This is a genomic window from Streptomyces sp. NPDC032126, assembly GCF_055580085.1.
Genome location: NZ_JBVIMA010000001.1, coordinates 1,279,471 through 1,292,190 on the forward strand (window position 1 = coordinate 1,279,471; position 12,720 = coordinate 1,292,190).

Annotated in this window: 10 protein-coding genes; 2 read left to right on the top strand and 8 right to left on the bottom strand. The window is 73.3% G+C overall.

Features of this window, described 5'->3' with window-relative positions:
* Nucleotides 1-173: 173 nt before the first annotated feature.
* Both ACZ5NW_RS05405 and ACZ5NW_RS05410 read right to left on the bottom strand, forming a co-directional pair.
* Entirely contained in the window at nucleotides 174-851 is a 678-nt protein-coding gene (locus tag ACZ5NW_RS05405) for an AIM24 family protein (protein WP_468742381.1), read from the bottom strand.
* Between the two features lie 69 nt (nucleotides 852-920).
* Nucleotides 921-2,090, bottom strand: coding sequence for a serine hydrolase domain-containing protein (locus tag ACZ5NW_RS05410; RefSeq protein ID WP_468742991.1), 1,170 nt, complete (start codon nucleotides 2,088-2,090; stop codon nucleotides 921-923).
* Nucleotides 2,091-2,305: 215 nt separating this feature from the next.
* Here ACZ5NW_RS05410 and ACZ5NW_RS05415 point away from each other — a divergent pair, with 215 nt between their 5' ends.
* Nucleotides 2,306-4,093, top strand: coding sequence for a M4 family metallopeptidase (locus tag ACZ5NW_RS05415; RefSeq protein WP_468742382.1), 1,788 nt, complete (start codon nucleotides 2,306-2,308; stop codon nucleotides 4,091-4,093).
* A gap of 16 nt (nucleotides 4,094-4,109) precedes the next feature.
* Here ACZ5NW_RS05415 and ACZ5NW_RS05420 read toward each other — a convergent pair whose 3' ends face one another.
* From ACZ5NW_RS05420 to ACZ5NW_RS05445, 6 genes are all read right to left on the bottom strand, one after another.
* A complete protein-coding gene (locus tag ACZ5NW_RS05420; protein ID WP_468742383.1) occupies nucleotides 4,110-4,628 on the bottom strand; it encodes a DUF732 domain-containing protein in 519 nt (172 codons plus the stop codon).
* A gap of 146 nt (nucleotides 4,629-4,774) precedes the next feature.
* A complete protein-coding gene (locus ACZ5NW_RS05425) occupies nucleotides 4,775-7,720 on the bottom strand; it encodes a helix-turn-helix transcriptional regulator (RefSeq protein WP_468742384.1) in 2,946 nt (981 codons plus the stop codon).
* Between the two features lie 86 nt (nucleotides 7,721-7,806).
* Entirely contained in the window at nucleotides 7,807-8,160 is a 354-nt protein-coding gene (locus ACZ5NW_RS05430; protein ID WP_468742385.1) for a UBP-type zinc finger domain-containing protein, read from the bottom strand.
* Nucleotides 8,157-9,629 (bottom strand): ATP-binding protein, encoded by a 1,473-nt coding sequence (locus ACZ5NW_RS05435; protein WP_468742992.1) that lies wholly within the window; start codon nucleotides 9,627-9,629, stop codon nucleotides 8,157-8,159. Before ACZ5NW_RS05435 ends, ACZ5NW_RS05430 begins: the two co-directional genes overlap by 4 nt.
* An 11-nt stretch (nucleotides 9,630-9,640) precedes the next feature.
* Nucleotides 9,641-11,317 (bottom strand): NAD(P)/FAD-dependent oxidoreductase, encoded by a 1,677-nt coding sequence (locus ACZ5NW_RS05440; RefSeq protein ID WP_468742386.1) that lies wholly within the window; start codon nucleotides 11,315-11,317, stop codon nucleotides 9,641-9,643.
* 104 nt (nucleotides 11,318-11,421) lie between these two features.
* Entirely contained in the window at nucleotides 11,422-11,781 is a 360-nt protein-coding gene (locus ACZ5NW_RS05445) for a VOC family protein (protein WP_468742387.1), read from the bottom strand.
* 60 nt (nucleotides 11,782-11,841) lie between these two features.
* Here ACZ5NW_RS05445 and ACZ5NW_RS05450 point away from each other — a divergent pair, with 60 nt between their 5' ends.
* Nucleotides 11,842-12,714 carry a universal stress protein gene (locus ACZ5NW_RS05450; protein ID WP_468742388.1) on the top strand — a complete coding sequence of 291 codons (873 nt, stop codon included), beginning with the start codon at nucleotides 11,842-11,844 and terminating at the stop codon, nucleotides 12,712-12,714.
* Nucleotides 12,715-12,720: the final 6 nt, after the last annotated feature.

The following is a 12,720-nucleotide window of genomic DNA, read 5'->3' on the forward strand; positions in this document are numbered from 1 at the left end:
TCTTCTCTTCGCACGGTCTATACACGCGGTCTATACGCAGTGTGTATACATGGCGTGTATAGAGCGTCGAAAAATGGGCCCTGACCCGAGGGTCAGGGCGTCACCTGTTGGGGATCAAGACGTCACCGCCGCCGCGGAGGTTGCTCGTGCGACGCAGATCACCGCGCGCTGTCTCAGTGCTGCTGAGCCTTCTGCGGCGTCGCCTCGCTCGGTCGTACGACGACGTACCCGTCGCCCTGGAGCATCAGTTGTACGGCCTCCCCGGAACCGCCGCGCAGCATCGAGCCGATGGACTGCGAGCGGTGCAGCGAGGTCCGCAGACCGCCCGTCCAGCCGACCACCGCGTCCGTGTCGACGTACACCGGGTACTGCGACGAGACCGGGATGACCAGCGGATTGCCCTCGCACACCAGGCCCAGCCTGCCCTGTCCCGTGAAGACGCTGTTGAACAGGCCGCCGCCGGCTATGCCCGCGCCCTTCACCGTCGCGATCCGGTACGACAACGAGGCGTCGAAACACAGGACGTTGCGGCCGTTGACGGTGAACTCGTCGCCCGGGTCGACCTCGACGACGAAACAGTTCTGCGCCTCGTGCGCGAACCATGCCTCGCCCTGTCCGCGCACCGCCATGAGCGGCAGGCCCTCGCCGGTGACCGCGCGCTTGAGCATGCCGCCCACGCCCTGGCCCTTGCGCTCGAACTGGAGGTTGCCGCGGTAGGCGATCATCGCGCCCTGCCGGGCGTGCATCTCGCCGTTCACGGCGTACTTGATGCATTTGGCGTTCTCGACGGTCATGCCCGCCTCGGTGGCGGGCTGGACCATGTGCTCACTGGAAAAGAGGGAACCCTTCATGCGGGCATCCTGGCCCGGAGGCTTCTCCTCCGCCAAGATCACGGCGTGGCGCGGCCGGGGGCAGGGGGATCAGGGTCGGTCCAGGGCGACCTGCGGCGCGATGTCCTCGTGCCGTTCGAACACCGTGCCGCCCGCCCGGGTCGTCGCGCTCGTGCCGCAGAACGCGGCCTCCAGGGTGCGCAGCATCGTGTTGTGCACCGGGGCGCTGTTGGAGGTGTTGGCGAGCGCGGTGAGGCTGCGCCTGCCGTCCTTCGAGGTGAACGCGTAGGTGTAGTAGCCCTGTACGGCGCCTGTGTGGCCGTACACCGACACCCCGCAGGACAGATCGCGCCGCCGCAGCCCGAGCCCGTAGCGCTGCCCGGTGCCGGCCGGCACCCAGCGCCGCATCTCGGTCAGGCTCCGCGCCGAGGTCAGCCGTCCCTGGAGCAGTGCCGACAGGAAGGTGTTGAGGTCGCGGGTGCTGGAGATGAGCGCGCCCGCGCTCTGCGCCCATGACACGGTCTGCTCGGTGGCGTCGACGAGCGGTGCGCCGGCGTCGTCCGGGGTGAGGTAGCCGCGCGCGTAGGTGCCCGGCAGCCGGGTGCCGGGGTGGACGTAGAAGGTGTCGTTCAGCCCCAGCGGTCCGATGATCCGGCTGCGGTACGCGGTACCCACGTCATGGCCGGTCAACGTGTAGGCGCCGCCGGGCGCGGTGGTGCGCGCGTGGCGCAGGGAGCGGTCGACGAGCTGCCGGTAGGTGAAGACCTTGGTGCGGACCGCCTCGAAGCCGGGGACCGTGCCGGCGAACATGTCGTTGGTGTAGTCGTACAGCCCGCTGCGATGGCTGAGGACATGCCGCACAGTGATCCGGTCGTCGGGCAGGAGTCCCGGCAGATAGCGGTTCACCGGGGCGTCCAGGCTCAGCCGGCCCTCGTCGACGAGCTGGAGCAGGACGACCGCCGAGAAGGTCTTGGTGACGCTGCCGATGCGGAAGCGGTCGGTGTCGGCGAGCGCCCGCCCGGTGCGCCGGTCGGCGACGCCCACCGCGACCCGGCGGACCGTGCCGTGGTCGTCGATGCGGGCCATCGCCCCCGGGGCGCCCTGCGTCCGGGCCGTCCGCAGCACCGCGCGCAGACCGGCGAGGTCGGGCTGCGGCTCCCGCTCGACCGCCTGGGCGGGCCGCGGTTCCCGCTCGACGGCGTGGGCCGGGCCCGTCAGCAGGGACAGCAGCGCCAGTCCGAGGGCCGTGCCGCGCAGCAGTGCGGCCGGTGCGGCGCGCCGTCCTGGCCGGTCCGTACCTGGTGCGAGATGGGTCACATGCACGTGAGGCAACCTTCTTCCGTCCCGTCACATCTCCACAGCCGACGCACAGTTGATCACTCTCGATCACCGTGCGACGCGAATGCGCCCAGTATCGCTGCGATATGCGGACAAGCCGGTCATTTCCGGCTTCACACGGACGGGAATCCTGAATCGTGCGCACGGCTCACATAGGCAGAGCACACCTTCGCACCCTCGCGGTCGCGGTCGCCGTGACGACGGCCGCCACCGGCCTGACGGGCGGCACGGCCTTCGCGGGCCCGTCCGCCGACCGGACCCGCCCCGCGGCGGCGGCCCCGGGAACCGCGTCCGTGGTCCAGGCCGCCCGCGCCGCCGCCACGGCGCACGCCTCGGCCACCGGCGTCGGCCCCGACGACGGTCTGGTGGTCCAGGACGTGCTGCTCGACCCCGAGGGCGGACGGCATGTCCGGTTCCAGCGCACGCACCAGGGCATGCCCGTCCTCGGCGGCGACCTCGTCGTCCACCTCACCGCTCGCCTCGCCTACGCCGGCGTCACCCGGGCCGCCGACCACACCGTCGACCCCGCCACCACCGAGGCCAGGCTGACCGCCCGCCAGGCCGAGCAGAAGGCCGCCGCCGTCGCCCAGGGCGAGGCCCAGGACGCCGCCCTCGTCGTCGACGCCCGCGGCGGTGCCTCCGCCCTCGCCTACCAGGTCCGGGTCACCGGCAGCGACACCACGGAGACCGGATCCCGCACGGTCGTCGTCGACGCCGTCACCGGCGCGGTGCGCAGCAACACGCCCGACAGCGACGAGTTCCTCTCGCCCCGCCTGCTCGCCACCCTGGCCGCCCGCGGCGAGAGCATCGACCCCGCGACCGGCGTCGCGCCCGCCTCCCTCGGCGCCGCGGTCCGCTACCCGTCCACCGCCACGGGCACCGGCACCGGCCTCTTCTCCGGCAAGGTCGCGCTGACCACCACCCGCACCGCGCGCACGAGCTACCTGCTCAAGGACCCCACCCACGGGGGCACCGAGACCCGTGACGCGCGCAACCTGGAACTGGAGAGCTTCGCCCGCGGCCGGAAGTTCACCAGCACCACCAACACCTGGGGCAACGGGGCGCTCACCAACCGCACGAGCGCCGCCGTCGACGCCCAGTACGGCGTCGTCCAGACCCTCGACTTCTACCGCAAGACCTTCGGGCGCAAGGGCATCGCGAACAACGGCAAGGGCGCCCTCGCCATGGTCCACTTCGGCAAGAAGGTGGACAACGCGTTCTGGGACTCGGCGTGCGGCTGCATGCTCTACGGCGACGGCGACGGCCGCGAGATCAGGAAGCCGCTCGTCGTCCTCGACGTGACCGGCCACGAGCTCACCCACGGCGTCGTCGACGCCACCGCCAAGCTGGAGCCGACCCACTTCGACAACCTCGGCAACCAGTACGGCGAGCCCGGCGCCCTCAATGAGTCCCTCGCCGACATCTTCGGCTCCAACGTCGAGTTCAGCGCCAACAACCCCAAGAACCCGCCGAACTACCTCATCGGCGAGAAGCTGGGCCTCGCCCAGACCTTCCTGCGCCGCCTCGACAAGCCCTCCATGGACGTCATGGAGCACACCATCGACTACTGGACGCCGCAGACGTACGACGCCGAGGTGCACGCCGGCTCCGGCGTCTCCTCGCACGCGTACTACCTCCTCGCGGAGGGCAGCGGCCGCAAGCGGATCGGCGGGACCACCTACAACTCCCCGACCATTGACGGCCTTCCGGTGACGGGCATCGGCCGCGCCAAGGCCACGGCGATCTTCTACCGCGCCCTGACCCGCTACATGGTCTCCACGACCGACTTCCACGACGCGCGCGTGGCCACCCTCAAGGCGGCGACGGACCTCTACGGCGCGACCAGCCCGGAGTACGCGACGGTGGACCGCGCCTGGGCGGCGGTCGACGTCACGGCCGAGAACACCCCGGCCCCGCGCCCGTAGCCCCCGCGGACCCGGGTCAGTAGTCGGGGCACAGGTTCGCGTGGACGGCGTCCACGATGCGGGCGCCGGTCGTCCGGCCGAAGCCGGTCGGGTGGCCGGGGGAGACGAAGCGCTGGGTGGCGGTGGTGATCTGCCGTTCCCGGTCGGCGGGGAAGTCGTGCAGGGTGCGGCACTGGTCGCGTCCCCGGTCCACCGCCTCGTCCTCCCGGTCGTGCACGATGTCCGGGTCGATCGCCGTCAGCGCCCGCACATAGGCGGCCTCGCCGGCCGCGTCGGGGCGGGGCGGCAGTCCGGCGGCACCGCTCGCCTCACCCGCCGGCCCCCCGCCCCCGGCCTTCGGGGCGCGGCCCGCGCCGGCCGTGGCGGAGGGAGCGGTGGCCGCGGCCAGGGGAGCGGTGTCCGCGCCGGCGCGGGCGACGGGCGTCGAGGGGTGCTGTGCTCCGGCGGCCTGATGCCCCGCGCCGCAGGCGGTGAGCGTGGCGACGGCGAGGGCGGCGCAGCACGCCAGGGCGGCTGCGGTCGAGCGGTGGTTCACGGGACTCCCGGGGCCTGCGGTGCGGCGACGATCGAGCTCCGTGAGCGTAGGGGCCGCTTGTATGCCCACGTGGAGGTTCATCGGCTCCGCCAGGGGCGCGCGGGAGCGGCGGGGGGCGTACGCCCCTTCCCCCGCGCCGCCCGCTGTCAGCCGGACGCCCCGACCTCGGGGGCGATCAGCCCCTCCCGATAGGCGATCGCCACCGCCTCCGTACGGCTCCCGGCGCCCAGCTTGGCCAGGATGTTCGACACGTGCACGCTCGCCGTCTTGCCGCTGATGAACAGCTCCTCGCCGATCTGCCGGTTGCTGCGGCCGCGCGCCAGCAGCCGCAGCACGTCCTGCTCACGGGCCGTCAGAGCGGCCGACCGCTCCTGGAGCGCCGGGGCATCGGAGAGCCGCCCGCGCCGCACCAGCGCGTCCACCCGCTCCAGCAGCGGCGCCGCCCCTAGGCGTACGGCCGTCTCGCGCACCGCGCGGGCCTCGGCCACCGCCTCCTCGCGCCGCCCGGCGACCAGCAGGGCCTCCGCGTACCGCAGCCGGCAGCGCGTCCGCTCGTAGGGATCGCCGTAGCCGAACGCCGCGACCGCCTTTTCCCAGGCCGCCGCGTCCGGCCCGGTCGTCGCGCGCGTCCACTGCGCCTCGGCGCGGGCCAGCCAGGCCATCCCCTCCGGTCCCTGCGGCCGCCCCGCCGCGCTGTGCAGCGCCGACTCCCGGGCCAGGCCCACCAGTTCACCGGCGACGGTCGTCCAGCGCCGGAGCGTGGCCGCGTCGCCCGCGAGGCGGGCCTCGGCGGCAGCGTCGGCGACCGCGTCGAGGGCGAGGGCCGCGAGCCGCACGGTCACGTCCGGACGGGTGCCCGCCTCGTCGGTGAGCACGGACACCATGGACCGCACCCGCTCCACCGCTGCCTCCGCGTCGCCGCGCAGCGCGGCCGCGTCGGTCAGCACGATCCCCGCGATGAGCGTGGCCAGCCAGTCGAACCGTCCCGCCATCAGCGCCCCGGCCCGTTCCACCGCGGTGTCCAGCTCGCCGCGCGCGAGGGCGACGTACAGCGCGGGCCCGCCCGTGTAGCCGGTCGCGGGCAGCACGTCGGAGTCGGTGGCCGCCGCGCGCACGCACTCGTCCCAGCGGCCCAGCGTGTACAGCACGAGGGACTCCAGGTACCGCATCTCCATGGGGTACGGCGCCGACAGCAGGCCGGCGCGCCGGGCGCGTTCGAGGCCCTCGGCGAGCACGGGCAGACACTCCTCCAGCTCCCCGGACTCGTAGGCGCCGACGGCCAGGTTGTACAGCGCGCGCAGCTCCACCGGGGCGTTGCCCGCGCGCCGGGCCAGGTCGCGGGCCTCGCGCAGCCGCGCCCGGGCCTCGGGGGAGCGGCGGCCGTCGCCCTCCAGGACGGCCAGGGACACCAGCAGGTCCGCCCGCGCGTCGGTCATGTCCAGCCGCTCGGCGGCCGCGAGCCCTCGGCGCGCCATCCGCAGCGCGGTGTCGCGGTCACCGATCTGCCGTGCGGCCAGGGCGTGCGTGGCCGCGGCCCACACCCAGGTCGGCGTCGGCGGATCGGCGGGGATCATCTCCAGGGCCTCGCTGCTGTAGGCGAAGGCCGCGGTCAGGCTGTCGACGTCGAGGAGGTTCCCGGCGAGCGTGTACCGCACGCGGGCGGCGAGTTCGAAGTCGGCGTTCTGGGCGACCCCCGCCAGCGCGGACCGGGTCAGCGCGACCGCCCGGTGCGCCTCTCCGGCGTGCGCGGCGGCCGCAGAGGCCCGCAGGGTGAGGTCGACCGGGTCGACGCCCTCACCGGTGGGACGCTGCGGCTCGTCGACCGCCGGCCACAGGTCGAGGACGGCCTCCAGGTGGCGCAGCTCCTCGGCGGGCGCACCGACCCTGCGGGCGTGGTCGGCGGCCTCCAGGGAGGCGGTGAGCGCGGCGGCCGGGTCGTGGCTCTCGCGGAAGTGATGCGCGCGCTCCGCCGCGCGCTCGCCCCGGTGTCCCCGGCCGGTGAGCAGCCGCGCGAACACGCCGTGCAGCCGGGCCCGTTCGCCGGGCAGCAGGTCCGCGTAGACCGCCTCGCGGGCGAGGGCGTGCCGGAAGGCGTACGTGTCGCCGTCGGCGGCGACCAGCAGTTGCCGTCCGACGGCCTCGCGCAGCGCCGACTCCAGCGCGTCCTCGGTGAGTCCCACGGCGTCCCGCAGCAGGTCGTGCTCCACCCGCCGCCCGGCCACGGCCGCCGTGCGCAGCACCTGCTGGGCGGTGTCGGAGAGCTGCTCGACCCGGATCAGCAGCACGTCGGCGAGCCCGCTGGGCACCCCGCCGGCGGCCAGATCGGTGGCGGCGACCAGCTCCTCCGCGTAGAAGGCGTTGCCCTCGGCCCGTTCCACGATCCCGCGCACGGCGGCGTCCGGCAGCGGCCGCTCCTGAAGGGCCCGCACGAGCCGTGTCACCTCGCCGTCCGCCAGGGGCCGCAGCTCCAGCCGTTCCACCGCCGGCAGCCGCACCAGTTCGGCGAGCAGCGGCCGCAGGGGATGCCGGCGGTGCAGATCGTCCGAGCGGTAGGAGGCCAGCACCGCCAGCCGGTGCGCGGGCCGCTGGAGGACCCCGCGGGTGAGCAGGAAGCGCAGCAGGTCCCGGGAGGACTGGTCGGCCCAGTGCAGGTCCTCCAGGACGAGCAGCACGGGAGCCACGTCGGACAGCTCGGCGAGCAGCCCGGCCATCCCCTCGAACAACCGCAGCCGCCCCCCGGCGTCCCGCTCGGCGTCGCCCGCCCCGCCGAGCAGCCGGTCGACCTCGGGATGTGCCGCCAGAGCGGCGGCGAACCGCTCGTCGGCGGCGAGCAGACCGAGAATCTCGGTGAACGGCAGATAGGGCAGACCGACGTCCCCGAGATCGACACAGTGCCCGACGAGCACGGTCATCCCGGCGTCGGCGGCCCGGTCGGCGACCTCACCGAGGACACGCGTCTTCCCGACCCCCGCGTCCCCGGCCACGAGGACGGCCCGGGCGTCCCCCTTCCGGGCAAGCTCAAGCACACCGACGAGCCGATCTATCTCCTCGTCCCGGCCGATCAGCGGGGCGACAAAGGAAGCACGAGACACACTCCCATCCTGTCACGCGAAACTGACGTCACTTCTGGGTACCGGGGAACCGCTCCGACGCAAAGGGGCGCGGGCCCCTGGGCCACTCAACGATGCAACGCCCGAGCCCAATCAGCCGGCACCCGCCCCGCCGGCCCAGGCGCGGGCTGCGACTCCGGATGGCTGACCGGCGGCGCCAACTCCGGCCCCGACTCGTACAGCTCCCCGCTCTCGAAGTCCCAGAACCACTCCTCGCCCGGCTCGAAACTCCGCATCACCCGATGCCCGGTCTCCTTGAAGTGCGCGGACGCGTGCTGCGCCGGGGACGAGTCGCAGCACCCTATGTGCCCGCACTGCGCGCACCGCCGCAGATGGAACCACCAGCCCCCCACCTCGTCGCACTCCACGCACCCCTCGCCGCTGGGCGGCACGCTCGGGTCGATTCCCCTGCCGTCGGTCATACGGTCTCCTCCGCGATGTCGGCGTCGAGGTCGGCGTCGATCAGGATCTCGCTGTCGGGTTCCGGCGCGGTCAGCGGCAGCAGCACCTGGAAACGGGTGTCGCCCGGCACGGACTCCACGTGGAGGCTGCCGTGGTGCTTGTTGACGACGATCCGCCACGAGATGTCCAGACCCAGCCCGGTGCCCTCGCCGACCGGCTTGGTGGTGAAGAACGGGTCGAAGATCCGGTCCCGGATCTCCGGCGGCACCCCGGGCCCGGTGTCGCGGAACTCCACCAGCAGCCGGTCGCCGTCCCGCGCGGTGCGCACGGTCAGCGTGCCGCCGTCGCCGTTCATGGCGAAGACCGCGTTGTCGATGAGGTTCGTCCAGACCTGGTTGAGTTCCGCCGGGTAGGCGGGCACCTCCGGGAGCGTACGGTCGTACTCCTTGACGATCTCGACGCGCTGCCCGATCTTGCCCGAGAGCATCACCAGGGTGCTGTCGAGGAGTTCGTGGACGTCCACCGAGCGATAGGGGGCGCGGTCGAGCTGGGAGTACTGCTTGGCCGCGTCGACGAGGTGCGAGATGCGCGTCGTGGAGTCCTCGATCTCGCACATCAACAGCTCGGTCTCGACGGTGTAGTTGAGCCATCCGACGGCGCCCGGGAGGATGTCCTCGTCGACCGCGCCCGCGACCTGCTCCAGCCAGTCGACGTCAAGTCCCGCCTGGACGAAGGTCGGAGCGATCCGCCAGCCCTCCGGGATGCCGTGGTCGTCGAGCCAGTCGGTGAGCGCGTCCTCCCGGTCGGAGGCCTCCAGCGGGCTCAGCACCGGTGCCTTGGGCACCCGTTCGGCGGTGCGTTCCTGGATCTCGATCAGCCGGGCCAGCGCCTCCCGGTCGAAGTCGCCGGAGGCGATCACGGCGAGCTTGTGCCGCATCTTCGCCACCCGCTCCCGCAGGGTCGCCGTGGCCCGTACGGCCGCCGCGGCCGGGTTGTTGAGCTCATGGGTGAGGCCGGCGGACAACGAGCCCAGGGCGAGCAGGCGTTCGCGCTGGCCGATGGCGCTCTGGCTGCGCTTGGAACCGAAGAAGAGCCCCTCCAGCAGGTGAACCGCCATCGGGAACCACTCGCGCATGATCGCCGCGAAGGTGTCGGCGGGCAGCACGAAGAAGCGGGTCGGCTCGGTCACCCGCATGGAGTTGGTGTAGACCTGGCGCACCCGGTCCCCGATGTACGCCTGCATGGACCCGGCGTACACGCCGCTCTGCGAGGTCCGGGTGACCTCGACGTCGTCGGCGCCGACCCGGCGGGAGAGCACCACAGTGCCCTCGATCATGACGAAGAAGCAGGTCGCCGGCTCGCCCTCGGTGTACACCGGCCCGGGTTCGAACCTCTCCACCCGGCCCTCGGCGCACAGCCGCCCGAGCTGTTCGGGGGAGAGCTTCTCGAACAGGAACAGCGAGCCGATCTCCGCCGGGCTGCACGGCATCAGCTGCCCGCTCACGACTGCTCCAGGTATCGGTGGACGAGCATCACGGCCATGGCTCCCTCTCCGACGGCGGACGCGACGCGCTTGGCGGACTCGGCGCGCGCGTCGCCCGCCACGAACACGCCGGGGACGTTGGTCTCCAGGTGGTACGGCGGCCGGTCCAGCTCCCAGCCCGCGGGCGGCCGCCCGTCCGGAGTGAGGTCGGGTCCGGCCAGGATGAACCCGCGCTCGTCGCGCAGCACCGTGCCGTCCAGCCAGTCGGTCAGCGGAGCCGCGCCGATGAACACGAACATCCACTGCGCGTCGACCAGTTCGGCGTCCCCCGACGTTATCTGACGCAGCGTCAGCTGCTCCAGGCGCCCGCTGCCGTGCGCGGACTCCACGACCGTCCCGGTGCGCACGAAGATGTTCGGGGCCTCGTTGATCTGCTGGATCAGGTAGTACGACATCGACGCCGTCAGGTCCGGGCCGCGCACCAGCAGCGTCACCGACTTGGCGTGCCGGGACAGGTACATCGCCGCCTGGCCCGCCGAGTTGGCGCCGCCGACGATGTAGATGTCGTGGCCCTGGCAGGCGGACGCCTCGGTCAGCGCGGAGCCGTAGTACACCCCGCAGCCCGTGAGGTCCTCGGTGCCGGGCGCCGCGAGCTGCCGGTAGGACACGCCCGTCGCCAGGATCACGCTGTGCGCGGCGATCGCCGAGCCGTCCGAGAACCGTACGACCCGGGCGGCCCCGTTGATCTCCAGTCCCGTGACCTCGCGCGCGGTGAGCACCTCGGCGCCGAACTTGGTCGCCTGCCGCCGCGCCCGCTCGGTGAGCTGGGCGCCGGAGACGCCGTCCGGGAAGCCGAGGTAGTTCTCGATCCGTGAACTCTGCCCGGCCTGGCCGCCGGTGGCCGACCGCTCCACCAGCACCGTCCTCAGGCCCTCCGACGCCCCGTACACCGCGGCGCCCAGCCCGGCCGGCCCGCCGCCGATCACGATCAGGTCGTAGAAGTCGGCGGCCGGGTTCGTGGCCAGGCCCACCTGGGAGGCGATCTGTGCCGCGTCGGGCTCCACGAGCGCGGTGCCCTCCGCGGTGACGACCAGCGGCAGCCGCTGCCCGTCCTGCCCGGCGGCCTTCAGCAGCCGCTGCCCCTCCGGCTCGTCGGAGGAGTACCAGCGGTACGGCACCTGGTTGCGGGCCAGGAACTCACGCACCTCGGAGGAGCGCGCCGACCAGCGGTGCCCGACGACCTTGATGCTGGGCACCGCGCGGTGGTCGCTGGTGCGCCACGCCTCCAGCAGGTCGTCCAGGACCGGATAGAGCTTCTCCTCCGGCGGGTCCCACGGCTTGAGCAGATAGTGGTCGAGGTCCACGACGTTGATCGCGTCGATCGCCGCGTTGGTGTCCGCGTACGCGGTCAGCAGCACCCGGCGCGCGCCCGGATAGACGTCCAGGGCCTGTTCCAGGAACTCGATGCCGTTCATCTGCGGCATCCGGTAGTCGGCGAGGATCACCGCCACGAGGTCGCCACGCAGTTTGAGCTCGCGCAGCGCCTCCAGCGCCGACTCGCCGGACTCCGCGCGCACGATGCGGTACCCGGCGCCGTAGCGGCGCCGCAGGTCACGGGCGACGGCCCGGGAGACCCCCGGGTCGTCGTCCACGGTCAGGATGACGGTCCGCGCTGTTTCGGCGGCCTGTGTCATGCGTCTCCCACCCCGAGCGATCGGTGACACGGCCGGGCGGCCCCCGGGGAGACGGCCGGCCGCGCCGGTTCCCGGCCATCGTATGTTCGATCGACCCGCTTCGCTCAGGATTGCCCGTGGGCCCCGAGGACACAGAACTCGTTGCCCTCCGGGTCGGTGAGCGTCACCCAGGGCACGTCGTCGCCCTGTCCGACGTCCGCGCGCCGCGCCCCGAGGGCGAGCAGCCGGTCCACCTCGGCCCGCTGGTCGTCGGGGCGGAAGTCCGGGTGCAGCCGGTTCTTGACCGTCTTGCCCTCCGGGACCCGCACGAACAGCAGCCCCGGCAGCCGGTCCGCGGCCGGCCGGATCTCGTACTCCTCGGGGTCGTCGTTCACCACCACCCAGCGCAACGCCTCGGCCCACCACGCCCCGAGCGCCGCCGGATCCGCCGCGTCGACGACCACTTGCTCCCATTCCAAGGTCATGTCGGCAGCGTAGTGAAGACTGGACGGGACGCATCTGGATCGACGCAGGGAGGCGGCGGGATGACGGGCCCGATCACGGCAGGGGTCGACGGGACGGACGAGAGCCTGGCGGCGCTCGCCTGGGCGGCCCGGGAGGCCGTACGACGGGACGTGCCGCTGCGCGTCGTGCGCGCCTGGTGGTACCAGCCCGACGGCGCGGCCGCCGTGGCCGACCCCGGCACCCAGGAGCAGTGGGTGCGCGACGGCGTGGAGGGCGCGGTGCGCGCGGTCACCGAACGGCACCCGGGGCTGGAGGTCACCACCGACGTCCTCGCGGGTGGGGCCGTCGAGACCCTGGTCGGGGCCGCCGCGGACGCCGAGATGCTGGTGCTCGGCTCGGGCGGGCACGGCGCCGTCGTCGGCTTCCTGCTGGGCTCCGTGGGCCAGCAGGTGATCGCCGCGTCCCCCCGGCCCGTCGTCCTGGTGCGCGCCGGGGACAAGCCGTCCGACGAGGTCGCCGGGCACGAGATCGTCGTCGGCGAGCAGGGCGACCCGCAGGACAGCGAGGCCGTCCTGCGGTTCGCGTTCGAGACGGCGGCCGCGCGCGGCGCCACCGTGCGCGCCGTACGGGCCTGGACGCTGCCCCCGGTGTTCGCCTACAGCCCCGCCTCGATGAGGCTGCTCGACGACGCCGGCGGCCTGGAGCAGTACGAGAAGAAGGCGCTCGCCGACGCGGTGGGGCCGTGGCGGGAGCGGTTCCCGGACGTGCATGTCGTCGAGCACGTGGAGCTGGGCAGCGCGGGGCAGGTGCTGCTGTCGGTGGCCGGCCGGGCCCAGCTGGTGGTCGTCGGGCGGCGCGCGCACCGCACGGCCGTGGGTGCCCGGATCGGCTCGGTCGCGCACGGGGTGCTGCACCACGCGGGCTGCCCGGTGGCCGTCGTCCCGCACGGCTGACCGGCG